This window comes from Marinobacterium sp. NO-S09 (genome assembly GCF_059179545.1).
Map to the genome: position 1 here is coordinate 3784228 of NZ_CP168954.1, position 26777 is coordinate 3811004.

Genomic DNA, 26777 nt, shown 5'->3' on the forward strand with positions numbered 1-26777 from the left:
CCAAGACGAATCCGCTTGCTTGGCGCTGGGCCAACGCCACTTACCCTGTACTCTACATAAAAAAGGGAGCCTCTGGCTCCCTTGCATATCGCTTTGCGCTTACCCTCGCTCAGGCGCGTTGGGCAGATCACGCATCAGCAGCGCGTATGTCATATCGGTATCGAAATCCACTGGGATGCTGACACGGTGGCCAGAACCCGGTGCCACTTCGGTGGGCTGACCTTTCTTGTTCAGCATCTCCTGCAGCTTGAAGCGCTTGTTGCCGGCCGGTGTCATCAGCTCAAGCGTATCGCCCAGCTCAAAGCGGTTCTTCACATCGATCTCAATAAAGCCCTTGGTCGCATCATGCCCGGTGATTTCACCGACAAACTGCTGGTGCACACCCACGGAGCTGCCGGTTTCGTAGTTCTGATATTCATCATGCACGTGACGACGATAGAAACCTTCGGTGTACCCGCGGTTGGCCAGGTTTTCCAGCGTATCCATCAGGTTCATGTCGAACGGCTTGCCGGCAACGGCATCGTCAATCGCCTGTCGATAGGCCTGGGCTGTGCGCGCCACATAGTAGTGTGACTTGGTACGCCCTTCGATTTTCAGGGAATCCACACCCATTTCGGCCAGCTTGTGCACATGCTGGATGGCGCGCAGATCCTTGGAGTTCATGATGTAGGTGCCGTGCTCATCCTCGAATGCAGGCATGAACTCGCCCGGACGGGTCTCTTCCTGCAGCAGGAAGATCTTGTCGCTCGGCTGACCTTTACCCAGTGCCGGTTGCTCACCGCCAGTGGCCTCGGCAGGGTCAAACGACTGCACAGGCACCACATCGCCGGATTCATCTTCCTGCGCTTCATGGGCATCGTATTTCCAGCGACAGGCATTGGTGCAGGTACCCTGGTTGGGGTCACGGTGGTTGATGTAGCCGGACAGCAGGCAACGGCCGGAGTATGCGATACACAGAGAACCGTGCACGAACACTTCCAGCTCGATTTCCGGGCACTGCTGGCGGATCTCGGCCACCTCATCCAGCGACAGCTCGCGGGACAGGATGATGCGCTCGATACCGGCACGGTGCCAGAACTTCACCGAAGCCCAATTCATGGTATTGGACTGTACCGACAGGTGGATCGGCAGATCCGGGTACTTGTCCTTCACCATCATGATCAGACCGGGGTCAGACATGATCAGGGCATCCGGTCCCATGGCGATCACCGGGTCCAGATCCTTCATGTAGGTCTTGAGCTTGGAGTTGTGCGGCAGGATGTTGCTGGCCACAAAGAATTTCTTGCCCAGCTCGTGGGCGATGCGAATGCCCTCGGCCAGGTTATCGTGGGTAAAGTCGTTGTTGCGCACGCGCAGGCTGTAGCGCGGCTGGCCCGCATAGACCGCATCCGCACCATAGGCGAATGCATATTTCATGTTTTTCAGTGTCCCGGCCGGGGACAGCAGTTCAGGTGTTCGCATAGGATCAGTCGTCTTTAGAGTTCAGCAGCCGGACACAGGTCTGAGTCAGGCGGACAGGGACACGTCAAACAGTGGCGTATAGATGGAGCCACGCTCCCCGGGACGACTCTGGTACAGCACCACCGAATCTGCCGGTGTGGTTAAACCGGGTTCGGGCCAGTTGTCTGGCACCTCAAAGCGGTTCTGTGCCGGTAACCGAGCCAGTGTCACATGGGGTTTGAAATCGCGCTCATCATACCGAACTCCGGCTTTTTTGGCGATATTAACCATATGCTGATGAAGGGTATCCAGCGACTCATGCTGGCTGGGCAAGGCCGCCAACACCGACAGACGGGGGTTGGCGCGGTAATAGCCCAGACAATCCAGCGGCACCATGAAGGCCGGCTGCTGCTTCAGTTCTTCACGGGCCAGCTGCTCCAGCTCCGATACCTGTTCCAGGCTGACATCTCCCAGAAAGCAGAGGGTCAGGTGATAGTTGCTGGAATCGACCCAGTGCGCATCCAGGCCACGGTCGAACTCGCACAGGGTATCGGCGCAGTCCGACAGCGGCCGGGAAATTCGCTCGGGAATCGGCAAGGCAAAAAAGGTTCTTATCTTCATAGCTGTACAGCGGCCAAAGCCGGCAATTAGCCTCCCTTGGCCTTTTCCATCAGTCGCTTCTGCGCAGGGTGCGACAGCACGGACTTGATCCAGCGATGCACGTTGGGGTAGGCGCTGTAGTCAAAACCACCCAGTTTCGGCCAGCTCAACACCAGGGCACCGTGAATATCGGCAATGCTGAACTGCTCACCACTGATCCATTCGCGCCCGTCCAGCTGCTGCTCCAGCAGCGGCATGAAGCGAGTCAGTTCGGCAGTTGCACGCTCAATCACGGCCTGATCAGGGTTGCCATTGCTGAACTTGAACTGGATCAGCATATCCAGCGCCGGCACTTCCATCTGGTTGCTGATATACAGAGACCAGCGCAGGATATCGGCCTCGGCCGCCGGAGTCTGCGCCCAGAGGCGTCCTTCACCGTACTGGCGTGCCAGGTAGTAAAGAATAGCCTGGGTCTCGAACAGCACAAGATCACCGTCCACCAGTGTGGGGATCTTGCCGGTGGGGTTCAGCGCCCGGTATTCATCGGACTGGGTCTGCTCGCTGCGCGGCAGCATATCCACTGATTCATACTCAAGACCCAACTCTTCCAGCGCCAGCATCACCATGCCGGCACGGGAGAAAACACTGCCGTATACTTTAATCACGTTATTGCTTCCAGTTATCAGCTCGACTGTTCCAGCCGCAGCTGCAGGTTATTCAATTGCTGGCGAATCCGCAGCAGGTCTTGGCTCAACTGACGGCGAGTACCGTCAATGGCCTTGATTGCCTGCTCGTTCTGACGGATACGCTGCGCCAATTCGGCACTCTGCCCGTTATCACCTTCCAGCTGAGACAGCTGATCAGCCAGTTCCTGCTGGACCTTAAGACGTCCTTCACTCTCCAGCTTGAGACTGCTTTCAAAGGTATCCAACTGCCGGCCCAGACTTTCGATGCGGGCACTGAACCGCTTCTCAAGACTGGCCTGCTCCGCCTTGAGGCTCGCCAGCGAACTCAGCTCGCGATTGGCCTTTTCAGCCTGGGAACGGGTATCAGCAATGGACTTCTCGGCTGCGGCCAGCTGCTTCTCCAGCGCGGTCAGCTGCTCGGCCTGCTGCTCCAGCTGCGGCTTGTTGCGCTGGTAGGCCACGGTCCACAGCTTGGCGATCTCGGAATCAAAGTGGGTAAACTTTTCCTTGGCGCGACCATTCAGGTCCTGCAGACGCTGCTGCAGTGTCTGGCCGGACTGTTCGGCGCTGTCGGAGGTAACAGCGAGCGTCGCCTCCAGCGACTCGACACGCGCCTGTGTCTGGGCCACTTCCTTGTTCAACTGTTGCTGCAGCTGCTCAATTGTGGCCTGCTGCTGGGTCAGCAGATAGCCCAGGTAGCCCCCGGCAGCGACCAGCAACAACAGGATTACCGTCAGCAGTATGCTGCCACCTTTGCCACCGGTATCGGCCGCAGCCGGCTCCGGGCGTGCGGGAGCTGACATGGGGCCCTGAGGCTCGGCACTAAGGGATTCCAGCCCCTCCGGATCCAGTCCCGGTTCTTTACGATCAACCATCTATTCAAGCTTCCATCTGTCGGGGCGATCAACACTAGCAGGTTTGCCGAAAACGAAAAAGCCCCGCAAAAGCGGGGCTTATAGCGCTAAGGCTCAGGGGTGCCGGGGGCTGATTACATCATGCCACCCATGCCGCCCATACCACCCATGCCGCCCATATCCGGCATGCCGCCAGCGGCATTTTCTTCCGGATGGTCAGCAACCATGGCTTCGGTAGTGATCATCAGGCCAGCGATGGAAGCAGCCGCCTGCAGAGCAGAACGGGTCACTTTAGCCGGGTCGATGATACCCATTGCCATCATGTCGCCATATTCCTCGGTACCGGCGTTGAAACCGAACGCGCCTTCACCGGCACGTACCTTGTCTACAACGACAGAGCCTTCGCCACCGGCGTTGCCAACGATCTGACGCAGCGGTGCTTCCATGGCACGCAGTGCCAGCTGGATACCGATAGTCTGGTCGTGGTTTTCGCCTTCCAGGCCTTCAACCTTGCTCAGGGCACGGATCAGAGCAACACCACCGCCCGGTACCACGCCTTCTTCAACCGCAGCACGGGTTGCGTGCAGGGCATCATCAACGCGCGCCTTCTTCTCTTTCATTTCAACTTCAGTCGCAGCACCAACCTTGATCACGGCAACACCGCCGGCCAGCTTGGCAACACGCTCCTGCAGTTTTTCACGGTCGTAGTCAGAAGAGGTTTCTTCGATCTGAGCACGGATCTGCTGTACGCGACCGTCGATGTTTTCAGCTGCGCCAGCACCATCAACAATCACGGTATTTTCCTTGGTGATGTTAACGCGCTTGGCAGTACCCAGCTGTTCCAGAGTCACTGTTTCCAGGCTCAGGCCAACTTCTTCAGAGATCACCTGACCACCGCTGATGATTGCGATGTCTTCCAGCATCGCCTTGCGACGATCACCGAAGCCCGGTGCCTTAACAGCTGCAACCTTCACGATACCGCGCATGTTGTTCACAACCAGAGTCGCCAGGGCTTCACCCTCAACGTCTTCAGCGATGATCAGCAGCGGACGGGATGCCTTGGCAACCTGCTCCAGCGTCGGCAGCAGTTCGCGGATGTTGGAGATCTTTTTGTCCACCAGCAGGATGAACGGATCTTCCAGTTCGCAGGTCATGGTGTCCTGGTTGTTGACGAAGTACGGAGACAGGTAGCCGCGGTCAAACTGCATACCTTCTACAACGTCCAGCTCGTTCTCGAAGCCGGAACCTTCTTCAACAGTGATAACGCCGTCTTTGCCGACCTTTTCCATCGCTTCAGCGATGATGCGGCCGACTTCAGCGTCGGAGTTGGCAGAGATAGTACCTACCTGAGCGATCGCTTTGGAGTCTTCGCAAGGAACAGACATTTCAGCCAGCTGTCCAACAACCGCCGCTGCAGCCTTGTCGATACCGCGCTTCAGGTCCATCGGGTTCATGCCGGCAGCAACAGATTTCAGGCCTTCGTTCACGATTGCCTGAGCCAGAACGGTTGCAGTAGTGGTACCGTCACCCGCCACGTCGTTAGCCTTGGAAGCAACTTCCTTGACCATCTGCGCGCCCATGTTTTCGAACTTGTCTTTCAGTTCGATCTCTTTGGCAACAGAAACACCATCTTTGGTGACAGTCGGTGCACCAAAGGATTTGTCCAGTACCACGTTGCGGCCTTTCGGGCCCAGAGTGGTTTTAACAGCATCAGCCAGGATGTTTACGCCCTGCAGCATGCGCTGACGAGCATCATCACCAAAACGTACGTCTTTAGCAGCCATTGTTTGCTTGTCCTGTAATCAGTATCGAAATAAATCGAGTTAAAAAGTTAACGATTAATGCGACGCGAAGCTGATTGATCAGTCTTCCAGGACGCCGTAGATCTCACTTTCCTGCATGATCAGCAGTTCATCACCGTCGATTTTGACGGTGTTGGAACCGGCATACTGGCCGAAGAGGACCTTATCACCCACTTTGACGGAAGGTGCCTGTACCTCACCGTTATTCAGTGTACGACCTGGGCCAACAGCTACGACTTCGCCACGGTTGGGCTTTTCAGCTGCAGAACCCGGCAGGACGATACCGCCCGCAGTAGTGCTCTCTTCTTCGCTGCGACGAACTACAACACGGTCGTGAAGTGGACGAATATTCATCTGGTTGTTCTCCTGGTATCTAGGATCCAAAGCGATGTTGTTGTTAATGCGGATACTTTCGCATCCGAAATCCGTTTGCATCTTAAATGGGGGGAGCCCAGCAGGTTTTCAATACCCGGATCGCAAATTTTTTTTACGTCCGGGCGGGTCTCCTCACACTAACAGGAGAGATGGGGATAGTTGAAGGGATTTCAAGCGCCGACGGGCGAGTTAATCGTCACGCCGCTTGTATTCACCGTCGATGACGTCGCCATCGATGGCATCAGAGTCGCGCGGCGGGAACGGGCCCTGATGCATATCCGGACCGGGGCCGGCATGGAAATGGCGAGATGCCTGGCCCGCAGCAATCACGTTAAAGCGGCTCAGCAACGCCTTGACCACGCTACGGCGCACACCCGGCACCAAACAGCTGAAGCCCACAACGTCCGTAACAAAACCGGGCGTCACCAGCAGCGCACCACCGACCGCCAGTACGATGCCTTCGACCATTTCTTGCCCGGGCACCTCGCCCTGATCGGCACGCTGCTGCGCCCGCGCCAGAGTCGATAGCCCCTGCTGACGCAACATGTTCACGCCGATAAATGCTGACAGCAGTACAAGCCCAACCGTGTACCAGGCACCAATAGCCTGCCCTACCTGGATCAGAACCGTGATTTCGATAATGGGGACAATAATAAAAAGCAGGAACAGGAAGCGCATAGAGTCTCTCGAATAGGGTGAGCGTGTAGTCCTGAGTTGGATTCTTCCATTTTTGTACAGTTCAACCAAGTAGACAACACGGGATGACTATCATTCCATGTAGGTAAAAACCCTTACAAAACAATAATTTACAACCCGGATCGAGATTTGTAAAATTCGCAAATTTATCGATTATCTAGTCCTTTAGTGTCTTTTTCATGACATATATAGACTTTTTGGACGATGCCAACTAAATTGTTGCACTGCAAAATATTGCGCTGCACAATAAGAAAGTATCCAAAAAAGAGGTGATACCCATGGAGCTCAAAGACAAGGTAATCGTAGTAACAGGGGGTGGTCGTGGACTGGGCCGTGCCATGGCACTGGAACTGGCAGACAAGGGCGCCAAGCTGGCACTGGTCGACCTGAATCAGGCAGATCTGGATGAGACCGCAGGTCTGTGCATGGAAAAGGGCGTTGAAGCCCGCACGTATACTGCCAACGTTGCCAACGAAGCTCAGGTCGAGCAGCTGTTTACGGATATCGCCCGTGACTTCAGCGCGATCAACGGACTGGTAAACAACGCTGGTATTACCCGCGACGGTCTTTTCCTTAAGGTTAAAGACGGCCAGGTCGTCGGCAAAATGACCATGGAACAGTGGAACCAGGTAATCGATGTCAACCTGACCGGGACTTTCCTCTGTGGCCGTGAAGCCGCTGCCAAGATGATCGAAACCGGCTCTGAAGGCTGCATCATCAACATCTCCTCCATTTCCCGCGCCGGCAACATGGGCCAGACCAACTACACCGCCACCAAGGCCGCTGTAGAAGCCATGGCTGTTACCTGGGCCAAGGAACTGGTTCGCTACGGCATTCGCGCCACTTCCATCGCACCGGGCTTTATCGGTACAGAAATGGTCATGAGCATGAAGCCGGAAGCCCTGGCTAAAGTTGAGGCCATGATTCCGAGCAAGCGCCTGGGCAAACCGGAAGAGATTGCCAAGACCGTTACCTTCATTCTGGAGAACGATTACGTCAACGGCCGCTGCATTGAAGTCGACGGCGCCCTGCGTCTCTGATTTTTGCCCCGGCACGGTCTCTTTGGCCGTGCCCCCTCCATTCAGCCGGCCTTTGTTATACTCTGCCGCTTTGATCACGCAGGGAGCCCGGCATGCCGCACAGCTGGAAAGAAACGCTAAACCGTTACCGCGACATCCGCCTGCTGTGGATATTTCTTATGGGCTGCTGCAGTGGTTTCCCTTTTCTGCTCACCGGCAGCATTCTCAGTGGCTGGCTGGCCGATGCCGGCATCGCCCGCGCCGAAATAGGCCTGCTGGGCAGCGTCGCCACCGTATACGCCATCAACTTTCTCTGGGCTCCCTTGATCGACCGGGTACGCCTGCCGGGGCTGGGCCGCCTGGGGCAACGCCGCAGCTGGATTCTGCTGACCCAGCTGTGCATGCTGGTCTTCATTCTATCGCTCACCACCATCGACCCTTCTTCTCAGCTGCTGCTGGCCGGAGCGCTGACTCTGGGTGTTGCTGCCAGCTCGGCGACCCAGGATATTGCAGTAGATGCCTTCCGTATCGATCAGTTTGCGCCCCATGAAAAGGACTCCTTGCCACCGGCGGCAGCCATGGCCGTGACCGGCTGGTGGACCGGCTATGCCTGGCCGGGCTATCTGGCCTTTGCGCAAGCCGACCAGGTGGGCTGGAATACGGTCTACCTGATGATGGCCGGTGTGCTGGTGCTCCTCATGCTGTTTACCCTCTGTGTGCGAGAGCCCGACACCGGCCGTGACCAGCTGCAGGCCAGGGCGGAACAATCCTACGCTGAAGAGTTGCCGCAACGGCGCTGGCTGAACTGGCTGGCAGTGACCCTGATCGAGCCCTTTGCCGAATTTTTCCGCAAAAATGGCATTAAGGTCGCGCTGATGCTGATGCTGTTCATTTTCCTGTTCAAGATCGGTGAAGCGTTTCTGGGGCGCATGTCGGTGGTGTTCTACAAGGAAGTCGGTTTCAGTAATGAGCAGATCGGTGAGTACACCAAGCTGTTCGGCTGGTTTATTACTGTTTTCTTTACGCTTTTGGGCAGTGCCTTCAACACCCGTTTTGGTGTGGTCAAAGGCCTGCTGCTGGGTGGTAGTGCCATGGCGGCCAGCAACCTGATGTTTGCCCTGCTCGCCAGCGTTGGCCCTGTAGAATGGCTGTTACTGCTGACACTGATCATCGATAACTTTACCACCGCGTTTTCCACGGTGGCGTTCGTGTCTTTCCTGACATTGCTCACCGGTCGTGCCTTCAGTGCGACCCAATATGCCCTGCTCGCTTCTTTGGGCAATCTGAGCCGAACCACGCTGGCCGGATTCAGTGGCTATACCGTGGACTGGCTGGGCAGCTGGGAACGCTTTTTCGTGGTCACCGCACTGATGGTGCTGCCTTCACTGTTGATGCTCTGGCTGGTCAGGCATCGGATCGAGCGTATCGGCCAGGATAATAGATAATAGTAATTATTATCATTTACATATTTTAAGACGCTCGCTATAGTCTTCATTACACGCGTAACGGAGGCAATGAGGATGACTTTTCAGATCAACGCCTGGCTGGAACGCCCGGCCCCCAAATTGACCATCAGTGACAAGAGCAGTGGCATGACCCTACTGGAATGGCAGGAACCGCAACTGAGTCGGCTACTGGATAAAGGTGGGCTGGTCGCGTCGGATTTTGGCCAGGGCACCGAGGGAGATCAGCAGGCACTGGCACGAGAGCTTTTTCTGCTCTGCTGTCAGGATTGACCCCGACCGAGCGGATCAATCGCTCGGCCGAGGCAAGGGACGATCAGGGCGTGATCAGTCGCGGAGGTTGTTGAACTGCAGCGGCAACTCAATATCCGCTTCACGCAGCAGGGCCATGGCCTGTTGCAGATCGTCGCGCTTTTTGCCGGTGATGCGCACCTTTTCACCCTGAATCTGCGCCTGCACCTTGAGCTTGGACTCCTTCACCGTTTTGGTGATCTTCTTGCACAACGCCTGATCCAAACCCTGACGCAAAATCACTTCCTGTCGGGCTTTCACGCCGCCCAGCTCCGGATCCTTGATTTCCAGACACTTGATATCGATCTTGCGACCGGTCAGCTTGGCCTTGAGCATCTCCAACATCTGCTGCAGCTGGAAATCCACTTCAGCTTCAAGCTGTACCTTGTCACCGCTGTGTTCAAAACTGGCGCTCACGCCCTTGAAGTCATAACGGCTCTGCAGTTCACGGCTGGCTTGATCGACAGCATTGGTTACTTCATGCATATCCAGTTCGGATACAACATCAAATGAAGGCATGGCGCATCTCCTGTTAATATCGTGTTGTTCCCCTATATGGGGGCACTTGTTTCGATTTCCAGCGGAGTATACATGCACTGGTACATTCTGGGCGCAGGCGCCATAGGAACACTCTGGGCAGACCTGCTGATGCAGGCCGGCCACTCGGTTACCCTGATTCTGCGACAGGCCAATCACAGTCTGGAACAGGGTATTCAGGTGGTCGATGGTGAAAAGCAGCATCGCTTTACCCCAAAGACGGAAACACCGGCCGAAAACTCCACCCCCATTCTCAACCTGCTGGTGACGACCAAGGCGCAGCACACCCTGTCGGCCCTTGCCCCCCTGTTGCCGCGCCTGGGCGCCAGCACCCAGGTTGTGCTGCTGCAAAACGGCATGGGTCAGCAGCAGGCTGCCGCTGACCGGTTGCCGACGCGCAAACTCTGGGCTGCCACAACGACCGCCGGTGCCTGGCGCGAATCCCCTGCCCGCTTGCACCTTGTCAGTCTGGGACAAACCCAGATCGGTCCCTGGCATTCGGAGCAGCCACAACTGCCCGAGGGCTGGGACCCGCTGGCGATTGAACTGCACGGCTGCACAGAGATCGAGCAGGTCCTCTGGCGCAAGCTGGCAATCAACTGCGCGATCAACCCGCTGACCGCCCTGCACCATTGTCGCAACGGTGAACTGCTGATTGACCCTCAGCGTCTGCAGCAGATGCAGCAGGTGTGTGAGGAAGTGGAAGCTGTCGCGACAGCCCTCGGCATGCCCCTGTTTGACCAGCCCCTGCAACAACAGGCTACCGCTGTTGCACAGTCGACAGGCAACAACCTTTCATCCATGCTGCAGGATATCCGTCATGGCCGGGCTACGGAGATCGAGCAGATCACCGGCTTCCTGTGCGACCAGGCCGACATCCTGGGTGTGGACGTACCCCTTAATCGGGACCTGCTGCAGCAGGTCCGCAACCTGAATTCGGCAAAGGAGTGACAGCCCCATGAGCGAGGCTCTGCCCGACAGCTATCCGTACAAGAAAAAACTCAAGCGCGCGCCTTATGAAGAAGAAAAACGCCTGTTGCAGATTGAAATGCTCAAGGTACAGCGCTGGGCCAAGGAAACAGGCCAGAAGATCCTGATTATCTTCGAAGGACGCGACGCTGCCGGCAAGGGCGGCACCATCAAGCGCATGATGGAACACCTCAACCCCCGTGGTGCCCATGTGGTCGCACTGGAAAAACCAACTGATGAAGAGCGGACCCAGTGGTATTTCCAGCGCTATATCCAACACCTGCCCAGCGCCGGGGAGATCATGCTGTTCGACCGCTCCTGGTATAACCGTGCCGGCGTCGAACGGGTTATGGATTTCTGTACGCCGACGGAATATCTGGAGTTCATGCGCGAAGCCCCTGAACTGGAGCGCATGTTTGTGCGTAGTGGTATCCGCCTGTTCAAGCTCTGGTTTGAAGTCAGCCGTGAAGAGCAGTTCCGCCGCTTTCAGGGACGCCGGGAAGACCCGCTCAAGCACTGGAAGCTCTCCCCCATCGATATGGCGTCGCTGGATAAATGGGATGCCTATACCGAAGCCAAGGAGTCGATGTTTTTTCACACCGACACCGCCGATGCACCCTGGACGGTGATCAAATCCGACGACAAGAAGCGGGCACGCCTGAACGCGATGAAACATGTCCTCAGCCAGCTGCCTTATCCAGAAGCAGATCCTGACCTGGACCTGACGCCAGACCCCAAAATCGTGCAACCGGCTCACCTGAGTCTCAAATACAGTAAGAAGGAATCCTCATGAGCAATCGCTTGAGCCGTATTTACACCCGCGGCGGAGACAAGGGACAGACCGGGCTGGCCGATGGCAGCCGGGTTGCCAAGTACCATCCTCGCATTGAAGCCCTGGGCGATGTGGATGAACTCAACTCCCTGCTCGGTTGTGTACTGTCAACGCGTGAAACTGATGACACCACTGCCCTGCTGCGGCATATTCAGAACGACCTCTTTGATCTGGGAGGAGAGCTGGCGGTCAATACGCCGGAGTATGTGGTAATCGTTGCCGACACCATCGACTGGCTGGAGCAGGAACTGGAACAGATCAATGCCAGCCTGCCGCCGCTGGAAGAGTTCATATTGCCCGGCGGCAAGCCGGATGCAGCCCAGCTGCACCTGGCACGTACCGTGTGTCGACGTGCCGAGCGCCGCCTGGTTGAGCTGGCCGAAGCCGAAACCGTCAACCCGCAGGCCGTGGCATACCTCAACCGTCTGTCAGATCTGTTGTTTGTGCTGGCCCGCAGCCTTAATCGAGCGCAGGGTGAAGCGGATATTCTCTGGCAGCCGCGCAAGCCGGGCTAACGCCGCCCCTTCAGCACTTCCAGCCCCAGCCGCAGCTGGACCAGGAACTGGTTGAAGATGCGAAACTCCTCATCTTCAACCGTACTGCCGGCACTGAGCTTGTCGGCGTAAAACAGGCCCACTACCCGATCCTGAACCGCCAGTGGTGCCATGATGAAACCCTGCGGCTGTACCTGCTCAATAAACGGATCCGGCAGACGCTCGCGCCAGCCCGGCTCATTGGCATCGGGGACCAACAGGGTCATGCGCTTGCTGAGAATGCGGAAAAACAGGCGGCTATGGGCATCGTCCTGGCGCAGGTGGAAAAACTGCTCCAGGGTATCGCTGTCATAGCCAACCGCAAAGCGCACACTGAGTTCACGACCGCCTGAACCCAACAGGCAGAATGCAGCACGTTCCAGACCACAGCAATCCACCACCGCCTTGACGACCACTTCGATCAGCTGACTGGCATTGGCCTGTTCATTGATCAGGTCCGTAATCCGCTGCAGATACTGCAGCTGCTGCTCCATCCACAGGGACTGTTTGTCCAGCTTGGATGGGGCATTCTCGGCAGCGGCCTTGTCACTCTGGCGGTGCTCACGGGAATGAACGTAATAGGCCAGACGTCGGGTCAGATCATCCAACGCCTCATCATCACTTTCACTCATGCTGGGGCTGATCACCTGGTGCGGCAGGCCATACTCCTCGGCAAGATCACACAGCTGCTTGAAGGCTTCGTTCATGTGCCCTTCGAGCTGCTCGGACGATTGATGCGTCAGCTCGGTGAGCTCCCCCATCAACTGCCCATAATCCAGCTCGCCTGCGGTATCGCGCTGATAGATCAACTCCAGCAGATCATGACAGCCAGACGCCAACTGGAAGCTGACCTGGTGACCACCACTGAGCTGATCCGCTGTCAGCGGGTCCATCGCCTGTACCACTGTTTTGGGAAAGCCCCAGCTCTGCGCCAGATCCTGGCCGATATCACTGAAGTTGCCCCCCAGTGTCTGCAGCTGAATGCGGCTCCAGTTGTCACGTGCCGATACGCGCTGACGCAGCATGTCACGGTAGGTATCGGGCAGCGTAAACGCCACAATCACCTCACCCAGCCCATACAAAAGCCCACAGATATAGGCTTCTTCGATATCACGCACATTGGCTGCAGCCGCCATTTCACGCGCCATGGAGGCATTCAGAAAGGCGCTGATCAGCAGAGGTTCGATCAGACTGTCCGGTTGTTCATCACGGAAGCTCTCAATCAATTTCAGGGTGACACAGAGGTTCTGAATTCGCTCAAAGCCGATCAGCACCACCGCCCTGGACACCGCACTGATGTTGGAACCACTGCGGTTGTAAGTGGGCGTATTGGCAATCTTCAATAACTTGGTGGACAGGTTGGCGTCTTTCATCACCGCCATGGCCAATGCCATAGCGTCACTCTGACGCGAGCTGCTGACCTGGCGAATGCGGTTCACCGTGGCACTGAATACGGGCAAGTCACCCAGACGATCCAGGCGGGAGTAGATTGAATTGAGAGTCTGTTGATACTTCACGCGGCTTCTTCGGGACCCCGGACGGCTGATATCGATGCTGTTGCTTCACTGCGTCAGTATATCAGATCAGACGTGGGACAAACGTTGATTTAAAACGCCTGCACCACGGCCGTTTTCATCCGCTACCCCAGGTTGCCCACTTGCTGGCATGAAGGGTCAGACCCGGCACAACATGAAGAACACCTGAGCTCGAACAAGGCAATACTGTTATGGGTGCATGGGCTTAAGGGTCAGTTTGTTTTAATATGACGCCATACTCATGATCGACCGAGGATGGATGCGTGGAACAGAGCAATATCTGGATTATTACCCTGGTAGCACTGGGCATTGGTGCGCTGATCGGATTTCTGCTGGGACGCGCAGGTGGCAACTCCAACCGCGAGCAGGAGCTGGTGGAAGAACTGGATGATGCCCGCGCCGAGCTGGAGAGCTACAAACGCAAGGTCAGCACCCATTTCGAGGAGACCGCTGATCTGGTTAATGGCCTCAGCGAGCAGTACCGCAAGGTATACCATCACCTGGCAACCAGTGCAGAATCTCTGTGCCCCGGCCTGCCGGTTTCGGCTGCTCTGCAACAGCAGGAGATGCAGCAACTGGGCAATAACATCCCCACCGTAACCGACGCGCTGGATAACGACGATCAGGACGAGCTGCCTGAACCGCCGCGCGACTGGGCACCGAAAAAGCCGGACGAAGCCGGCACCCTGTCTGAAGAATACGGCGTTAAACAGAAGCCGTCGGAAGATGAGGAAGCAACCGAACAGCCTCCCGCTGCCGATGGAACGGCCTACGCCGAGCCGTCCGAAGCCAACAAGAACGACGACGAAGACAAGCGCAAGGCGCAGTAAACCCGACAGGCCGCATCAGTTTTTTGCTGCTGCGGCCTGTTTGTTGCCTTACACCGGATTGTCGATATCGACGAAGCGGTGCTCCAGCCCAAACTCCTGTGCCAACCGCTCGCCCAGAGCCTGTACTCCATAGCGTTCAGTCGCATGGTGCCCGGCACTACAGTAATGGATGCCACACTCGCGTGCGATATGCACCACCGGCTCCGAAATTTCCCCGCTCAGGTACAGGTCAGCGCCCTGCTCGATCGCCAGGTCGATCATGCGCTCTGCCGCTCCCGTACACCAGGCCACCTTCTGTACCGGATGCTCACCGCCGGCAATGGTCTGCGGCTCACGCCCCAATACACGCGCCAGACGCTGCTCAAAGGCTTGCAATGACTCGGGCTCAGCCAGTGTCCCGATATTGCCAATGGCCGGATCTTCACCGGGCTTGAGCGGCCCTTCAATCTCAATGCCCAGCAGCTCAGCCAGGCGAGCGTTATTCCCCAGCTCCGCATGAGCATCCAGCGGCAGGTGATAGGCCATCAGATTGATGTCCGCCGCCAGCAGTGTCTGGATCCGCTTGCGCTTGATGCCTGTGATCGGCTGGGCTTCGCCCTTCCAGAAGTAGCCGTGGTGCACCAGCACCAGATCTGCCTGCCATTCCACCGCGGCATCCAGCAGTGCCTGGCACGCAGTCACGCCCGTCATCACCCGCGCAATTTCGGTACGCCCTTCCACCTGCAGCCCGTTGGGGCAGTAATCCCTGAAGCGCCCTGTTTCAAGCACGCCATCAATATAGGCCTGTATCTGATGTATGGATGTGGGCATACAACCTCCGCAATTGTCCAAACAGTTTCGGCAAACGTATAATTATCGCATACGGAAACGATTAACAGGTGCAAACAAGCCGATGCGCAAAATTTCCTACCTGGTATGGCCTGTAGTGACCGGGGTGCTGGCGGCCCTCTTGATCCTGCAGCTGTGGCCTCAACTGATCGCGCCGCCCGTCAACCGGGTTGAAATCCGCGAAGCGGCCAGTATTGATGCTCCGGCACCGGCTCAGGGCCGTGTCTCCTATGCGGACGCCGTTGACCGTGCAGCGCCTGCTGTGGTTAACATCTATACCCGTACCCTGGTGCGCCAGCCCGCCAACCCGTTGCTGAACGATCCGTTTTTCCGCAACTTTTTCAATGCCGACCAGTTGCGCCAGCGTGAGCGCATCGAATCCAGCCTGGGCTCCGGCGTCATCCTGAATCCCCAGGGCTATGTGGTCACCAACAATCATGTTATCAGCGGTGCCGACAGCATCATTGTGGCCTTGCGTGATGGCCGTGAAGCCGTGGCTGAAGTCGTGGGGGTCGACCCGGAAACCGACCTTGCCGTGCTCAAGATAGAACTGGAAGAGCTGCCCAGTATTACCTTTGCCAGTGATGATATGCGCATCGGCGACGTTGCTCTGGCCATTGGCAACCCCTTTGGTGTTGGCCAGACCGTTACCATGGGCATCATCAGTGCCACCGGGCGTAACCAGCTGGGCCTGAGCACCTATGAAGACTTTATTCAGACCGATGCGGCCATCAACCCGGGCAACTCCGGTGGCGCACTGGTAGACGCCTACGGCAACCTGATCGGTATCAATACCGCGATCTTTTCCAAATCCGGCGGCTCCCAGGGTATCGGGTTTGCTATCCCCTCAAGCCTGGCACGCCAGGTAATGCAGGACCTGATCACCCACGGCCGTGTGGTGCGCGGCTGGCTGGGTGTGGAAATACAGGAAATGACGCCGCGCCTGGCCGAGTCCTTTGGCATGGGCGATCGCAAAGGACTGGTCGTGGCCGGTATTTTCCGCAACGGCCCGGCACACAAGGCAGGTCTTCAGCCGGGTGATGTGCTGTTGTCCATCAACGGTGAAGGCGTGCGCAGCAGCCGTCTGGAAATGAACCGTATTGCCGGCTTCAAGCCCGGTGACCGCATTACCCTCGGGGTCCTGCGCAACGGCCATGAAATGAGTCTGGATGCGATGATCGACGAACGGCCCCCCAGCCGCAGCTGATCAGTTTTTTACTGATTAAAAAGTCCACAGATACAAAAAAAGCGCCTCAAGGCGCTTTTTTTATGGTCGAACCCGCGGACGTTAATCCTTGATGCGGTACTCGGCCGAGCGGGCATGCGCCGTGAGGCTTTCACCGCGTGCCAGTACGGACGCAACCTTGCCGGTTTCAGACGCGCCATCATGGGAGAACATGATCAGTGACGAGCGTTTCTGGAAGTCATACACCCCCAGCGGCGAGGAGAAGCGCGCGGTGCCGGATGTGGGCAGCACGTGGTTGGGGCCGGCACAGTAATCGCCCAGTGCTTCGGCGGTGTAGCGCCCCATAAAGATAGCACCGGCGTGACGAATCGACGGCAGCAGGGCTTCAGGGTCTTCTACCGACAACTCCAGATGCTCAGGCGCTATACGGTTGTTCAGCTCGGCCGCCTGTTCCAGGTCATTTACCTGAATCAGCGCAGCCCGGTTCTCCAGAGACACCTCGATGATCTCGCGACGTTCCATGGTCGGCAGCAGCTTGTTGATGCTGGCTTCTACCTGATCAAGGTAGTCCGCATCCGGGCAGATCAAAATCGACTGGGCGTCTTCATCATGCTCGGCCTGGGAAAACAGATCCATGGCGATCCAGTCCGGGTCGGTCTGGCCATCACAGATCACCAGAATTTCGGAAGGGCCGGCGATCATATCGATACCCACGGTGCCGAACACCGCACGCTTGGCAGTGGCCACGAAGATATTGCCGGGGCCGACGATTTTATCCACACGGGGAACGGTTTGAGTGCCGTAGGCCAGTGCGGCAACCGCCTGGGCACCACCCAGGGTAAACACGCGATTGACGCCGGCCAGTGCGGCGGCAGCCAAAACCAGTTCGTTCAGTACGCCCTCAGGGGTCGGCACCACCATGATGATCTCGTCCACACCTGCCACGTGGGCCGGAATGGCATTCATCAGCACGGATGACGGATAGGCCGCCTTGCCGCCGGGCACGTAGATGCCGACACGGTCCATGGGGGTAATTTTCTGGCCCAGCATGGTGCCGTCGGCTTCGGTGTACTGCCAGGACTCACCCTTCTGACGCTGGTGATAGTCACGCACACGCTGCGCAGCCACTTCCAGAGCTTCACGCTGATCAGCTGGCAAGCCGTCCAGCGCCTGCTGCAAACGTGCCTGACCCAGTTCCAGATCCTGCATGCTGGAAGCCGAGGTGCGGTCAAAACGGTTGGTGTATTCCACCAGCGCGGCATCGCCTTCAGAACGAACGCGGGCGATTACCTCATCAACAATGCTGTTGACCTTGGTGTCGGACACGCTTTCCCAGGCCAGCAGCTGGTCCAGTTGCTGATCAAAGCCCTCGGCATTCATGTCCATGCGACGGATGTTGATACTCATGCCACCTCCTCGCGACGGGCGTCGATTGCGGCCTGCAGCTTGTCCAGAATCGGCTGGATGACGGCGTGCTTCATTTTCATGGACGGCTGGCCCACTACCAGGCGGGAGCTGATGTCGGCAATGTGCTGCATCGGCTCCAGACCATTGGCACGGAGGGTATTACCGGTATCCACGATATCCACAATGCGGTCAGCCAGCCCCATGATCGGTGCCAGCTCCATCGCGCCATACAGCTTGATGATATCCACCTGGCAGCCCTGACGCGCAAAGTATTCCTTGGTCAGGTTGACGAACTTGGTCGCAACCTTCATGCGTCCTTCCACCGGTGCAGCGTCTTTCATGCCTGCAACCATCAGTTTGCACTTGGCAATTTCCAGGTCGAGCGGTTCATAGAGGCCGGCGCCGCCATGCTCCATCAACACATCCTTGCCGGCGATCCCCATGTCCGCACCACCATACTCTACGTAAGTCGGCACGTCGGTGGCCCGAATGACCACCAGCTTGATATGGTCATGATTGGTATCGAAGATCAGCTTGCGGCTGCTGAAGATATCTTCGGCAGGCTCAATATCGGCGGCTGCCAGCAACGGCAGCGTCTCTTTCAGGATGCGCCCCTTGGACAGGGCGATGGTCAGCTGTTTGTTCATGGGCCTCTTCGCTCATTAAGCAGGCTTTTGAAAGTCTGTTTGCGCTGTCAGCGCCAGTTAACGGCCATAAGGCCGCAACAGCGCCGACAATCCTGTGCAACAGCCTGTTAGCCAGGTATGCGGCGTATCCGCGCACCCAGCTGCTGCAGTTTCTCTTCGATACATTCATAACCGCGATCGATATGGTAGATGCGGTCAATGGTGGTTACCCCTTCGGCAACCAGTGCCGCGATAACCAGACTGGCCGAAGCACGCAGGTCGGTCGCCATTACAGGCGCTCCCTGCAACGTCTCGACGCCTTCGATCACGGCGGTATTTCCTTCAATCGAAATCTTCGCCCCCATGCGCAGCATCTCCTGCATATGCATGAAGCGGTTTTCGAAAATGGTTTCACGGATTTTGCCGACGCCCTCAGCCACCAGATCAATGGCGGCGAACTGTGCCTGCATATCGGTGGGGAACGCCGGATAGGGTGCCGTAGTCAGGCTGACCGCCTTGGGGCGTTTGCCCTGCATGTCCAGACTGATCCAGTCATCACCGGTTTCAATTTCGGCGCCCGCTTCCTGCAGTTTCTGCAGCACGGCATCCAGAGTATCGGGGCGGGTGTGCTTGCACTTGACCCGGCCACCGGTAATCGCCGCAGCCACCAGGAAGGTACCGGTCTCGATACGGTCCGGCATCACCGAATAACGGCAGCCTTTCAGCGACTCGACGCCGTACACCGTAATGGTGTCAGTTCCGGCACCGCGCACGTCAGCACCCATGGCATTGAGGAAGTTGGCCAGATCGACAATTTCCGGCTCACGGGCAGCGTTTTCAATGATGGTCTCACCCTCGGCCAGGGCCGCTGCCATCAGGATGTTTTCCGTACCGGTCACGGTCACCATATCGAAGAAGACGCGAGCGCCCTTCAGGCGACCGTTACTGCGTGCACGAATGTACCCTTCTTCTACCTGGACTTCGGCACCCATCGCCTCCAGACCACGGATATGCTGGTCCACCGGACGGCTGCCAATGGCACAGCCACCGGGCAGGGATACTTCAGCATGGCCGAAATGCGCCACCAGCGGCCCCAGCACCAGGATGGAGGCACGCATGGTTTTCACCAGATCATAGGGTGCGCAGGTGTCATGCAGGGTCGAAGCATTGATCTCGACACTGAGCTTTTCATCCACGACCAGCTCGGAGCCCATACGGCGCAGCAGCTCCAGCATGGTGGTAATGTCATGCAGGTGCGGCAGGTTACAGATGGTAACAGGCTCGTCAGCCAGCAACGTCGCCGCCAGGATCGGCAACGCCGAGTTTTTGGCACCGGAAATGCTGACTTCACCGTTCAGGCGAACGCCACCCTCAATTTGTAGTTTGTCCATCAGGATGTTCCGCCCGGAATTAGTTCAGCGCTGCCCACTGTTCAGGTGTGTAGGTCTTGATAGTGACCGCGTGGATGCTGCCGTTGGCAATATGTTCACTGAGGCAGCCATAGACCAGCTGCTGCTTTTTAACCGGGGTCAAACCGGCAAACACCTCGCCGACGACCGTAACGCTGAAGTCACACCCCTCACCCTGGGTTATCGCGGTGCAGCCTTCAAGTTGCTGTTCCAGAATCTGTTTTACGTCATCAGCCTGCATGCGTAGCCCTTACCTCGTGTTATTGCTGTCGATTGTGGTGGGAATAATAACGAAACGGCTGTCAAAAGGCGACGCGCGCCCTCTGAGCCTCACGCCAAGGCGTCGGCCAGACCAACCAGATCCGCAATGGAAACCAGGTCGGCTGGCGGCTGTTCGATATGAAGCTGAACACCCTGTTCGGTCGCCTGTCGCAGGCATACCAGCCAGAGCGACAGCGCCGAGCTATCGACCCGCTGAACGCCCGACCAGTCTACCCGGCATTCACCTTCAGCTTGCTGCAAAAGCCCCAGAAGCTTCTGGCGGGCCGGCAGAACACTGGCGAAAACCAGATCACCCGCCAGACGAATAATGCCCGGCGCGGTCTGTTCAACTGTCACTGTCATCGTCACCAGCTGTTTTCTCCAGCTTGATGTTGTCCATTTTTTCGGCCCATGCATCGATGGTGCCGGAAATGCTGCGATTCTGCTGGTACAGATCGGAGAACTGGTTGCGGAAGGTGATGCGCAGGTTGATACCGTCCACCATCACATTCACCAGCGTCCAGCGATCCGCCTGCTTCAGCATGTAGTACACCAGCGCATAGGTTTCGCCATTGGCTGAACGCACTTCAACGGTCACGACCTGCTTTTCCGGCTCCGGGCTCTCGCCTACCGGAGACTGGATTTGGTAGCGGGTCAGTTCAAAGCCGGCGATGGATTTGGCGTAGGTGCGCAGCAGTGTGGTTTTGAAGACATCGGCAAAACGTTCACGCTCGGAATCAGTGGCGCGGCGGTAGTACTTCCCCATCACGCGCTTGGCAATGTAGGGGAAGTCGACAACCGGTGCGATCACCTTTTCGATTTCCTGCATCAGTGGCTCAACGTTATTGGGGTCCGTGAGTTCCTCACGATCCATCAACGCCAGCATATCGCCGGTGGCTGAATCTACCACAGCACTGGCTTCCTGCCAGCTGGCCTGCGCCACCGCCGGGTTTACCATCAGGGCCAGTGCGGTCAGCATGGCCAGCATCCACTGTTTGATCATGTTATTCACTCACTTCATTAAACAGGAATTTGCCGATCAACTCTTCCAGTACCAGTGCAGACTGGGTGTCCTGAATGTAATCGCCTTCGGCCAGCACCTCATCTTCGGCGCCGGGCACAATGCCGATGTACTGTTCACCCAACAGGCCTGCGGTCAGAATACTGGCAGAGCTGTCAGTGGTGAGGTAATCGACTTGATCAAAGATCTGCATTTCCACTTCCGCCATCAACATGCGCGGATCGATACGGATGGCCGTTACCTCGCCAATCTGAACGCCCGACATGGCCACCTTGGCCCGGGGTGTCAGACCGCCAATATTGTCAAAGCGGGCATAGACTTTATAACCGCCTGATTGCTGAGACAGGTTCAATCCGCTGACGTTCAATGCCAGCACGACCAGCGCCAGGATACCGGCCAGCATGAACGCGCCCACACCGATTTCCACATTTCGCATACGCATTATCAGAGTTCTCCAAACATCACTGCGGTCAGGATGAAGTCCATCCCCAGCACGGCCAGTGATGAATACACCACCGTACGGGTCGTCGCCTGACTGATTCCTTCAGAGGTCGGGATACAGTCGTATCCCTCAAAAACAGCTATCCATGTCACTACGATACCGAAGCAGACCGCCTTGATCAGGCCGTTCAGCACATCATCGTAAAAGTCGACCGATTGCTGCATATTGGCCCAGAACGAGCCTTCGTAAATACCCAGCCAGTCCACGGCCACCAGAGAACCGCCCCAAACGCCAACCACCGCAAAGATGATCGCCAACAGCGGCATACTGATAAATCCGGCCCAGAGGCGCGGTGCAATAATCCGTCGCAGCGGATCAACCCCGATCATCTCCAGGCTGGCCAACTGCTCGGTCGCTTTCATCAGACCGATTTCCGCCGTCAATGCGGACCCGGCCCGACCAGCAAACAGCAGAGCGGCCACCACCGGTGCCAACTCTCGTACCAGGCTCAGCGCCACCATCTGTCCGACAGCCTGCTCAGAGCCGTAATCCACCAGAATGGTATAGCCCTGCAGCCCCAGCACCATGCCGATAAAGCCGCCGGATACGATAATAATGACCAGCGACAGCACGCCAACAAAGTAGATCTGACGCACCACCAGCGGGAACATGGTCAGCGGCTGCGGCCGCGCCAGCAGCGATTGCAGCAATATTTGCCCGGCACGGCCAAAAGCGGCCAAACGGGACAGGCCGCGATGGCCCAGTTTCTGTAACAGATCCAGCATCCTGTTATTGCCTCTCCAGCAAGTCAGTCATCAGATCCGGCGCCTTGTAATGGAAAGGCACAGGACCATCAGGCAATCCCTGCATGAACTGACGTACCTGCTCAGATTCCACATTGGCCAGCTCTTCGGGCGTGCCCTGAGCAACCACATGGGCATCAGACAGAATATAGATGTAGTCGGCGATCCCCAGCGTCTCCTTGATGTCATGCGAGACAATGATGCTGGTATGCCCCAACGCCTGGTTAAGACGGCGAATGAGATTTACCAGTACGCCCATGGCAATGGGGTCCTGCCCGGTGAAGGGCTCGTCGTACATGACAATATCCGGGTCCAGGGCAATGGCACGGGCCAAGGCCACACGACGGGCCATGCCGCCCGACAGTTCGCTGGGCATCAGATCACGGGCACCGCGCAAGCCAACGGCCTGCAGTTTCATCAACACGACATCACGAATCATGTCAGCTGGCAGTTCAGTGTGAACCTGCAGCGGGAAGGCTACGTTGTCGAACACGTTCATGTCGGTAAACAGGGCGCCGCTCTGAAACAGCATGCCCATGCGCTCACGGGCTTCGAAAAGTTCACGCCGCCCCAGTGTCGGGATATTGACCCCATCCAGCAGGATTTCACCTTCGTTGGGGTGCAGCTGACCGCCGATCAGCTTGAGCAAGGTCGTCTTGCCGGTTCCCGACGGTCCCATAATCGCAGTCACCTTGCCGCGGGGGACACGGATATCCACGTGCTCGAAAATCGCACGCTCACCCCGGTAAAAGGTGAGATCACGAATATCGATGATGCAATCGTTGTCAGGCTTCATTGATCAGGAAATTCCTGTTCCCATTGGCATTAAGCAAAACGCCCGGATACACCGGGGCAAAAATGACTCGGCAATATACCATTGTCACGGCCAAACTTGAATTAATGACACCTGTCTGAGCGTTCGTGCTCCGGACAAGGATGGGTTAAACTACTCGTTTAATCCGACGTTGAAACGAGACGGACCTATCGGCATGACCGCAACCGACTACCTGGCCTCGGGCCGCCAGACCATCCGGCTTGAAATTGAGGCTGTGCAAGAACTGCTGAACCACCTGGACGGCGCCTTCACCCGCGCCTGCGAACTCATGTTCAGCTGCCCTGGCCGCATCATTGTTACCGGCATGGGCAAATCCGGCCACATCGGCAACAAGATTGCCGCCACCCTGGCAAGCACGGGCACACCGGCCTTTTTCGTTCACCCCGGTGAAGCCAGCCATGGTGACCTGGGCATGTTTACCGGCGACGATGTCGTGCTGGCCCTGTCCAACTCCGGCGAAACCTCAGAAGTTGTCACCATCCTGCCGCTGATAAAGCGCATGGGGGCACCGCTGATCAGTATTACCGCCAACCCCAACTCCACACTGGCCCGCAGCGCTGACGTAGGCCTGCATATTCCGGTAGACCGTGAAGCCTGCCCGCTGGGTCTGGCGCCCACATCCAGCACTACCGCGCAGCTGGTCCTGGGCGACGCCCTGGCCATTGCCCTGCTGGAAGCACGCGGCTTCAGCAGCGAAGACTTCGCCTTTTCGCACCCCGGCGGCAGCCTGGGGCGCCGCTTGCTGTTGAAAGTGGAAGACATCATGCACACCGGCAGTGAAGTACCGGCCGTCGCCACCGATACCCGTATTCGTGAAGCCTTGCTGGAGATGACCCAGAAACATCTGGGCATGACAGCTGTCACGGATGCCGAAGGCGTTTTGCTCGGCATCTTCACCGATGGTGACCTGCGCCGCACTCTGGACCAGGGACTCGATCTGACCAACACCCCGATCACCGAAGTCATGACCGAAGGCGGCACCCGTGTGCAGCCCGGCATTCTGGCGGCCGAAGCCCTCAGCCTGATGCAGGAACGCAAAATCAATGCACTACTGGTGGTCGATGAACAGGACCGTCCCATCGGCGCACTCAACATGCACGATATGCTCAAGGCGGGGGTGATTTGATGCAACTGGAATCCCTGACCCCGGAACAGCGCAAGGCCCTGAAAGATATCCGCCTGGCTGTGTTCGATGTGGATGGCATCCTGACGGATGGTCGCCTGAATTTTCTTGCCGACGGTCGCGAAGTGAAAAGCTTTCACACCCTGGACGGGCTGGGCATCAAGATGCTGCAGCGTAGCGGCATTGAAACGGCCATTATAACTGGCCGCCGCTCGCCCCAGGTGGAACAGCGCGCCGAAGCACTGGGTATCACCTACCTGCGCCAGGGCCGAGAGGACAAGCTCACCGCTCTGCGTGAACTCTGGGACCAGAGCGGCCACCAGGCAAGCGACACGGCCTATATCGGTGATGACCTGCCCGACCTGTCGGCCATCCTGCATTCCGCATTTGGTGCCTGCGTCCCCAATGGTCACCCGCTGGTGCGCAAGGAAGCCGACTGGTGCAGCCAGGCTTCGGGGGGCAAAGGCGCTGCCCGTGAATTCTGTGAGCTGATCCTCGCGGCCCAGGGCAAACTGGAAGCCTTGTATCAGGAGTACCGCGGATGCTGAATCAGCGGTGGCGTCTGGCCGTTGTGGCCACCCTGCTGACACCACCTCTGCTTTGGCTGGGCTGGAGCGGTCCGACCGTGAACACCCCGGCGCCCTCCGGTGGCGCCGAGGAGAACGTCGATTTCTTTATTGAACAGGCACGCATTACGCGCTGGCAGGAAGATGGCTCCGAAGCGCATCAGATCAATACCGAGCTGATGCAACACCTGCCCGAACTCAGCTTGACCCGATTACACAACCCCGAGGTCAATGTACCGGGGCAGGATGAGACTACTCCCTATCGACTCAGAGCGGATAAAGGCGAGGTACCGGATTCGCATGAGCAGGTAGAGCTTGCAGGCGGTGTACTGCTTCATGATAATTCCCAGTCCGAAGCCACAGTCAAACTCAGCACAGAACAGTTGACCCTATACCCGGCAGAAGAACGTGCCCATACGGCACAGATTGTCAGGGTAGAACGCGGAGATGACACCACCGAGGCACTCGGCATGGATGTGTATTTTGAGGAACAGCGGATAGAACTGCTATCGGATGTTAAGGGTGTTTACCATGCACAATAAACTACGCGGACTCTGCGCAGCTCTACTGCTTTGGCTGCCGGCGGCAGCTCAGGCACTGCCGGATGACCATAATCAGCCGATCAACATCAGCGCTGATCGCGCCAGCATCAACGAGCGCACCGGTATCACCGTATACACCGGTAACGTGGAAATTCGGCAGGGCAGTATGCTGATCAAGGGCGCGCGCGTAGAGTTGCACCGCCAGGGCAACGGTGTTTCGCGCATTATCTCGACCGGCTCACCGGCCGAATTTCATCAGCAGCCCGAGGCCGATGCCGCCCCTACTCGCGCCTACGGCCTGCGTATGGACTACCAGGTTAATCGCCAGGAAGTGACCATCACCGAATCTGCCCGCGTCGATCAGGGTCAGGATTCATTTTCCGGTGAGCGTATCGTCTACAACATGGAAAAAGCCGTGGTAAATGCCTTCGGCAGTGATGACGCCAATGGCGAACGTGTACGCATGGTCATCCAGCCGCGGACGGATTCAAATTAATGACAGCACCCACCAAACGTCTGGAAGCCCGCAATCTTGCCAAAAGCTATAAGGGTCGCGAAGTCGTACGTGACGTTTCCCTGCACGTGGACAGCGGCCAGATAGTCGGCCTGCTGGGCCCCAACGGCGCCGGCAAAACCACCTGTTTTTACATGATTGTGGGCCTGATCCCGGCTGACCGGGGCCAGATCATGATCACCGAGGATGATGTCACCCGCATGCCCATGCACGAGCGTGCGCGACGCGGTATTGGCTACCTGCCTCAGGAAGCTTCGGTGTTTCGCAAACTCAGCGTGCGCGATAATCTGATGGCGATACTGGAAACCCGACCCGAGCTCGATGCCAGCCGCCGCAAGGCCCTGCTGGAAGAGCTGCTGGAAGAGTTTCATATCACCCATCTGAAAGACAGCCTGGGCATGTCGCTTTCCGGCGGCGAACGTCGACGGGTAGAGATCGCCCGCGCCCTGGCAACAGAACCTGATTTTATTCTGCTGGATGAGCCCTTTGCCGGCGTTGACCCCATATCGGTCAGTGACATCAAGCAGACCATTCGCCACCTGCAATCACGCGGTATCGGTGTATTGATCACAGACCACAACGTGCGTGAGACGCTTGATATCTGTGAACAAGCCTATATCGTCAGTGAAGGAGGCATATTGGCACAGGGTACCCCGGAGGTGATCCTGGCGGATCAACAAGTCCGTCGTGCCTATCTGGGCGAGCAGTTCTCGCTTTAGCGGCTTTCCCCCGGGAGTCTTCCTAGCAGTTCA

32 protein-coding genes are annotated in these 26777 nt (G+C 57.4%); 13 read left to right on the forward strand and 19 right to left on the reverse strand.

Going from position 1 to position 26777, the window contains the following annotated elements; translation table 11 throughout:
* Positions 1 to 99: 99 nt before the first annotated feature.
* The 7 genes from trhP to O3C79_RS17450 form a co-directional block, all read right to left on the reverse strand.
* On the reverse strand, positions 100 to 1461 hold the full coding sequence (trhP, locus tag O3C79_RS17420; RefSeq protein ID WP_494384127.1) for a prephenate-dependent tRNA uridine(34) hydroxylase TrhP: 1362 nt from the start codon (positions 1459 to 1461) through the stop codon (positions 100 to 102).
* Positions 1462 to 1506: 45 nt separating this feature from the next.
* Positions 1507 to 2061: an RNA 2',3'-cyclic phosphodiesterase gene (gene thpR, locus O3C79_RS17425; protein WP_010325054.1), complete on the reverse strand. Its 555-nt coding sequence runs from the start codon at positions 2059 to 2061 to the stop codon at positions 1507 to 1509.
* A 26-nt stretch (positions 2062 to 2087) separates the two neighbouring features.
* Positions 2088 to 2705, reverse strand: a complete 618-nt coding sequence (locus tag O3C79_RS17430; RefSeq protein ID WP_494384128.1) for a glutathione S-transferase family protein — start codon at positions 2703 to 2705, stop codon at positions 2088 to 2090.
* Between the two features lie 17 nt (positions 2706 to 2722).
* Positions 2723 to 3601, reverse strand: coding sequence for a hypothetical protein (locus tag O3C79_RS17435; RefSeq protein ID WP_494384129.1), 879 nt, complete (start codon positions 3599 to 3601; stop codon positions 2723 to 2725).
* 113 nt (positions 3602 to 3714) lie between these two features.
* Positions 3715 to 5364 carry a chaperonin GroEL gene (groL, locus tag O3C79_RS17440; RefSeq protein WP_494384130.1) on the reverse strand — a complete coding sequence of 550 codons (1650 nt, stop codon included), beginning with the start codon at positions 5362 to 5364 and terminating at the stop codon, positions 3715 to 3717.
* Between the two features lie 78 nt (positions 5365 to 5442).
* Positions 5443 to 5736: a co-chaperone GroES gene (locus O3C79_RS17445; RefSeq protein WP_010322838.1), complete on the reverse strand. Its 294-nt coding sequence runs from the start codon at positions 5734 to 5736 to the stop codon at positions 5443 to 5445.
* Between the two features lie 210 nt (positions 5737 to 5946).
* A complete protein-coding gene (locus O3C79_RS17450; protein ID WP_494384131.1) occupies positions 5947 to 6435 on the reverse strand; it encodes an FxsA family protein in 489 nt (162 codons plus the stop codon).
* 296 nt (positions 6436 to 6731) lie between these two features.
* Between O3C79_RS17450 and O3C79_RS17455 the strand changes: the two genes are divergently transcribed.
* The 3 genes from O3C79_RS17455 to O3C79_RS17465 all read left to right on the forward strand — a co-directional run bounded on the left by O3C79_RS17455 (position 6732) and on the right by O3C79_RS17465 (position 9208).
* The gene (locus O3C79_RS17455) at positions 6732 to 7493 is read left to right on the forward strand and encodes an SDR family oxidoreductase (protein ID WP_494384132.1); all 762 of its coding nucleotides are present in this window, start codon (positions 6732 to 6734) and stop codon (positions 7491 to 7493) included.
* A gap of 92 nt (positions 7494 to 7585) precedes the next feature.
* On the forward strand, positions 7586 to 8917 hold the full coding sequence (locus O3C79_RS17460) for an AmpG family muropeptide MFS transporter (RefSeq protein ID WP_494384133.1): 1332 nt from the start codon (positions 7586 to 7588) through the stop codon (positions 8915 to 8917).
* A 75-nt stretch (positions 8918 to 8992) separates the two neighbouring features.
* Entirely contained in the window at positions 8993 to 9208 is a 216-nt protein-coding gene (locus O3C79_RS17465; RefSeq protein ID WP_010322842.1) for a hypothetical protein, read from the forward strand.
* Positions 9209 to 9262: 54 nt separating this feature from the next.
* Here the strand turns inward: O3C79_RS17465 and O3C79_RS17470 are convergent, their stop codons facing one another.
* Positions 9263 to 9745: a YajQ family cyclic di-GMP-binding protein gene (locus O3C79_RS17470; RefSeq protein WP_494384134.1), complete on the reverse strand. Its 483-nt coding sequence runs from the start codon at positions 9743 to 9745 to the stop codon at positions 9263 to 9265.
* Positions 9746 to 9817: 72 nt separating this feature from the next.
* On the opposite strand from O3C79_RS17470, the gene O3C79_RS17475 reads away from it, so the two are divergent.
* The 3 genes from O3C79_RS17475 to O3C79_RS17485 are packed head-to-tail and all read left to right on the forward strand — an operon-like array spanning position 9818 to position 12079.
* A complete protein-coding gene (locus O3C79_RS17475) occupies positions 9818 to 10714 on the forward strand; it encodes a ketopantoate reductase family protein (protein ID WP_494384135.1) in 897 nt (298 codons plus the stop codon).
* A gap of 7 nt (positions 10715 to 10721) precedes the next feature.
* Positions 10722 to 11525, forward strand: coding sequence for a polyphosphate kinase 2 (gene ppk2 / locus O3C79_RS17480; protein ID WP_010322845.1), 804 nt, complete (start codon positions 10722 to 10724; stop codon positions 11523 to 11525).
* Positions 11522 to 12079 carry a cob(I)yrinic acid a,c-diamide adenosyltransferase gene (locus O3C79_RS17485; protein WP_494384136.1) on the forward strand — a complete coding sequence of 186 codons (558 nt, stop codon included), beginning with the start codon at positions 11522 to 11524 and terminating at the stop codon, positions 12077 to 12079. Before ppk2 ends, O3C79_RS17485 begins: the two co-directional genes overlap by 4 nt.
* Here the strand turns inward: O3C79_RS17485 and O3C79_RS17490 are convergent.
* Positions 12076 to 13614 (reverse strand): HDOD domain-containing protein, encoded by a 1539-nt coding sequence (locus O3C79_RS17490; protein ID WP_494384137.1) that lies wholly within the window; start codon positions 13612 to 13614, stop codon positions 12076 to 12078. The two genes, O3C79_RS17485 and O3C79_RS17490, sit on opposite strands and share 4 nt — an antisense overlap.
* Before the next feature lie 281 nt (positions 13615 to 13895).
* Between O3C79_RS17490 and O3C79_RS17495 the strand changes: the two genes are divergently transcribed.
* Positions 13896 to 14462 carry a Z-ring associated ZapG family protein gene (locus O3C79_RS17495; protein ID WP_494384138.1) on the forward strand — a complete coding sequence of 189 codons (567 nt, stop codon included), beginning with the start codon at positions 13896 to 13898 and terminating at the stop codon, positions 14460 to 14462.
* Between the two features lie 48 nt (positions 14463 to 14510).
* Here the strand turns inward: O3C79_RS17495 and O3C79_RS17500 are convergent, their stop codons facing one another.
* A complete protein-coding gene (locus O3C79_RS17500) occupies positions 14511 to 15272 on the reverse strand; it encodes a Nif3-like dinuclear metal center hexameric protein (protein ID WP_494384139.1) in 762 nt (253 codons plus the stop codon).
* Positions 15273 to 15354: 82 nt separating this feature from the next.
* Between O3C79_RS17500 and O3C79_RS17505 the strand changes: the two genes are divergently transcribed.
* Positions 15355 to 16497 (forward strand): Do family serine endopeptidase, encoded by a 1143-nt coding sequence (locus O3C79_RS17505; RefSeq protein ID WP_494384140.1) that lies wholly within the window; start codon positions 15355 to 15357, stop codon positions 16495 to 16497.
* An 81-nt stretch (positions 16498 to 16578) separates the two neighbouring features.
* Here O3C79_RS17505 and hisD read toward each other — a convergent pair whose 3' ends face one another.
* The 9 genes from hisD to O3C79_RS17550 form a co-directional block, all read right to left on the reverse strand.
* Positions 16579 to 17883 carry a histidinol dehydrogenase gene (gene hisD, locus O3C79_RS17510; protein WP_494384141.1) on the reverse strand — a complete coding sequence of 435 codons (1305 nt, stop codon included), beginning with the start codon at positions 17881 to 17883 and terminating at the stop codon, positions 16579 to 16581.
* Positions 17880 to 18530, reverse strand: coding sequence for an ATP phosphoribosyltransferase (gene hisG / locus O3C79_RS17515; protein WP_010322852.1), 651 nt, complete (start codon positions 18528 to 18530; stop codon positions 17880 to 17882). Before hisG ends, hisD begins: the two co-directional genes overlap by 4 nt.
* A gap of 107 nt (positions 18531 to 18637) precedes the next feature.
* Positions 18638 to 19900 (reverse strand): UDP-N-acetylglucosamine 1-carboxyvinyltransferase, encoded by a 1263-nt coding sequence (murA, locus tag O3C79_RS17520; protein WP_076461134.1) that lies wholly within the window; start codon positions 19898 to 19900, stop codon positions 18638 to 18640.
* 19 nt (positions 19901 to 19919) lie between these two features.
* Positions 19920 to 20159 carry a BolA family protein gene (locus O3C79_RS17525; protein WP_010322854.1) on the reverse strand — a complete coding sequence of 80 codons (240 nt, stop codon included), beginning with the start codon at positions 20157 to 20159 and terminating at the stop codon, positions 19920 to 19922.
* An 89-nt stretch (positions 20160 to 20248) separates the two neighbouring features.
* Entirely contained in the window at positions 20249 to 20536 is a 288-nt protein-coding gene (locus O3C79_RS17530; protein ID WP_494384142.1) for an STAS domain-containing protein, read from the reverse strand.
* Complete coding sequence (locus O3C79_RS17535) at positions 20526 to 21182, reverse strand: MlaC/ttg2D family ABC transporter substrate-binding protein (RefSeq protein ID WP_494384143.1); 657 nt, start codon at positions 21180 to 21182, stop codon at positions 20526 to 20528. The genes O3C79_RS17530 and O3C79_RS17535 overlap by 11 nt, the downstream gene beginning before the upstream one ends.
* Position 21183: 1 nt before the next feature.
* A complete protein-coding gene (gene mlaD, locus O3C79_RS17540; protein WP_076461137.1) occupies positions 21184 to 21642 on the reverse strand; it encodes an outer membrane lipid asymmetry maintenance protein MlaD in 459 nt (152 codons plus the stop codon).
* A gap of 2 nt (positions 21643 to 21644) precedes the next feature.
* On the reverse strand, positions 21645 to 22427 hold the full coding sequence (gene mlaE, locus O3C79_RS17545) for a lipid asymmetry maintenance ABC transporter permease subunit MlaE (protein WP_010322858.1): 783 nt from the start codon (positions 22425 to 22427) through the stop codon (positions 21645 to 21647).
* A 4-nt stretch (positions 22428 to 22431) separates the two neighbouring features.
* Positions 22432 to 23241, reverse strand: coding sequence for an ATP-binding cassette domain-containing protein (locus O3C79_RS17550; RefSeq protein WP_010322859.1), 810 nt, complete (start codon positions 23239 to 23241; stop codon positions 22432 to 22434).
* A gap of 193 nt (positions 23242 to 23434) precedes the next feature.
* On the opposite strand from O3C79_RS17550, the gene O3C79_RS17555 reads away from it, so the two are divergent.
* From O3C79_RS17555 to lptB, 5 genes are read left to right on the forward strand one after another with little or no spacing between them, the layout of a single operon-like run.
* Positions 23435 to 24406, forward strand: coding sequence for a KpsF/GutQ family sugar-phosphate isomerase (locus O3C79_RS17555; protein WP_494384144.1), 972 nt, complete (start codon positions 23435 to 23437; stop codon positions 24404 to 24406).
* Positions 24406 to 24951: a KdsC family phosphatase gene (locus O3C79_RS17560; protein WP_494384145.1), complete on the forward strand. Its 546-nt coding sequence runs from the start codon at positions 24406 to 24408 to the stop codon at positions 24949 to 24951. Before O3C79_RS17555 ends, O3C79_RS17560 begins: the two co-directional genes overlap by 1 nt.
* Complete coding sequence (gene lptC / locus O3C79_RS17565) at positions 24945 to 25511, forward strand: LPS export ABC transporter periplasmic protein LptC (RefSeq protein ID WP_494384146.1); 567 nt, start codon at positions 24945 to 24947, stop codon at positions 25509 to 25511. The genes O3C79_RS17560 and lptC overlap by 7 nt, the downstream gene beginning before the upstream one ends.
* Complete coding sequence (gene lptA, locus O3C79_RS17570; RefSeq protein ID WP_010322863.1) at positions 25501 to 26007, forward strand: lipopolysaccharide transport periplasmic protein LptA; 507 nt, start codon at positions 25501 to 25503, stop codon at positions 26005 to 26007. The genes lptC and lptA overlap by 11 nt, the downstream gene beginning before the upstream one ends.
* Entirely contained in the window at positions 26007 to 26744 is a 738-nt protein-coding gene (lptB, locus tag O3C79_RS17575) for an LPS export ABC transporter ATP-binding protein (RefSeq protein WP_010322864.1), read from the forward strand. The genes lptA and lptB overlap by 1 nt, the downstream gene beginning before the upstream one ends.
* Positions 26745 to 26777 lie beyond the last annotated feature (33 nt).

Coding starts and splice junctions, on each gene's coding strand:
- trhP (WP_494384127.1), bottom strand. CDS start 1,461: ATGCGAACACCTGAACTGCTGTCCCCGGCCGGGACACTGAAAAACATG.
- thpR (WP_010325054.1), bottom strand. CDS start 2,061: ATGAAGATAAGAACCTTTTTTGCCTTGCCGATTCCCGAGCGAATTTCC.
- O3C79_RS17435 (WP_494384129.1), bottom strand. CDS start 3,601: ATGGTTGATCGTAAAGAACCGGGACTGGATCCGGAGGGGCTGGAATCC.
- groL (WP_494384130.1), bottom strand. CDS start 5,364: ATGGCTGCTAAAGACGTACGTTTTGGTGATGATGCTCGTCAGCGCATG.
- O3C79_RS17445 (WP_010322838.1), bottom strand. CDS start 5,736: ATGAATATTCGTCCACTTCACGACCGTGTTGTAGTTCGTCGCAGCGAA.
- O3C79_RS17450 (WP_494384131.1), bottom strand. CDS start 6,435: ATGCGCTTCCTGTTCCTGCTTTTTATTATTGTCCCCATTATCGAAATC.
- O3C79_RS17455 (WP_494384132.1), top strand. CDS start 6,732: ATGGAGCTCAAAGACAAGGTAATCGTAGTAACAGGGGGTGGTCGTGGA.
- O3C79_RS17460 (WP_494384133.1), top strand. CDS start 7,586: ATGCCGCACAGCTGGAAAGAAACGCTAAACCGTTACCGCGACATCCGC.
- O3C79_RS17465 (WP_010322842.1), top strand. CDS start 8,993: ATGACTTTTCAGATCAACGCCTGGCTGGAACGCCCGGCCCCCAAATTG.
- O3C79_RS17470 (WP_494384134.1), bottom strand. CDS start 9,745: ATGCCTTCATTTGATGTTGTATCCGAACTGGATATGCATGAAGTAACC.
- O3C79_RS17475 (WP_494384135.1), top strand. CDS start 9,818: ATGCACTGGTACATTCTGGGCGCAGGCGCCATAGGAACACTCTGGGCA.
- ppk2 (WP_010322845.1), top strand. CDS start 10,722: ATGAGCGAGGCTCTGCCCGACAGCTATCCGTACAAGAAAAAACTCAAG.
- O3C79_RS17485 (WP_494384136.1), top strand. CDS start 11,522: ATGAGCAATCGCTTGAGCCGTATTTACACCCGCGGCGGAGACAAGGGA.
- O3C79_RS17500 (WP_494384139.1), bottom strand. CDS start 15,272: ATGCCCACATCCATACATCAGATACAGGCCTATATTGATGGCGTGCTT.
- O3C79_RS17505 (WP_494384140.1), top strand. CDS start 15,355: ATGCGCAAAATTTCCTACCTGGTATGGCCTGTAGTGACCGGGGTGCTG.
- hisD (WP_494384141.1), bottom strand. CDS start 17,883: ATGAGTATCAACATCCGTCGCATGGACATGAATGCCGAGGGCTTTGAT.
- hisG (WP_010322852.1), bottom strand. CDS start 18,530: ATGAACAAACAGCTGACCATCGCCCTGTCCAAGGGGCGCATCCTGAAA.
- murA (WP_076461134.1), bottom strand. CDS start 19,900: ATGGACAAACTACAAATTGAGGGTGGCGTTCGCCTGAACGGTGAAGTC.
- O3C79_RS17525 (WP_010322854.1), bottom strand. CDS start 20,159: ATGCAGGCTGATGACGTAAAACAGATTCTGGAACAGCAACTTGAAGGC.
- O3C79_RS17535 (WP_494384143.1), bottom strand. CDS start 21,182: ATGATCAAACAGTGGATGCTGGCCATGCTGACCGCACTGGCCCTGATG.
- mlaD (WP_076461137.1), bottom strand. CDS start 21,642: ATGCGTATGCGAAATGTGGAAATCGGTGTGGGCGCGTTCATGCTGGCC.
- mlaE (WP_010322858.1), bottom strand. CDS start 22,427: ATGCTGGATCTGTTACAGAAACTGGGCCATCGCGGCCTGTCCCGTTTG.
- O3C79_RS17550 (WP_010322859.1), bottom strand. CDS start 23,241: ATGAAGCCTGACAACGATTGCATCATCGATATTCGTGATCTCACCTTT.
- O3C79_RS17555 (WP_494384144.1), top strand. CDS start 23,435: ATGACCGCAACCGACTACCTGGCCTCGGGCCGCCAGACCATCCGGCTT.
- O3C79_RS17560 (WP_494384145.1), top strand. CDS start 24,406: ATGCAACTGGAATCCCTGACCCCGGAACAGCGCAAGGCCCTGAAAGAT.
- lptC (WP_494384146.1), top strand. CDS start 24,945: ATGCTGAATCAGCGGTGGCGTCTGGCCGTTGTGGCCACCCTGCTGACA.
- lptA (WP_010322863.1), top strand. CDS start 25,501: ATGCACAATAAACTACGCGGACTCTGCGCAGCTCTACTGCTTTGGCTG.
- lptB (WP_010322864.1), top strand. CDS start 26,007: ATGACAGCACCCACCAAACGTCTGGAAGCCCGCAATCTTGCCAAAAGC.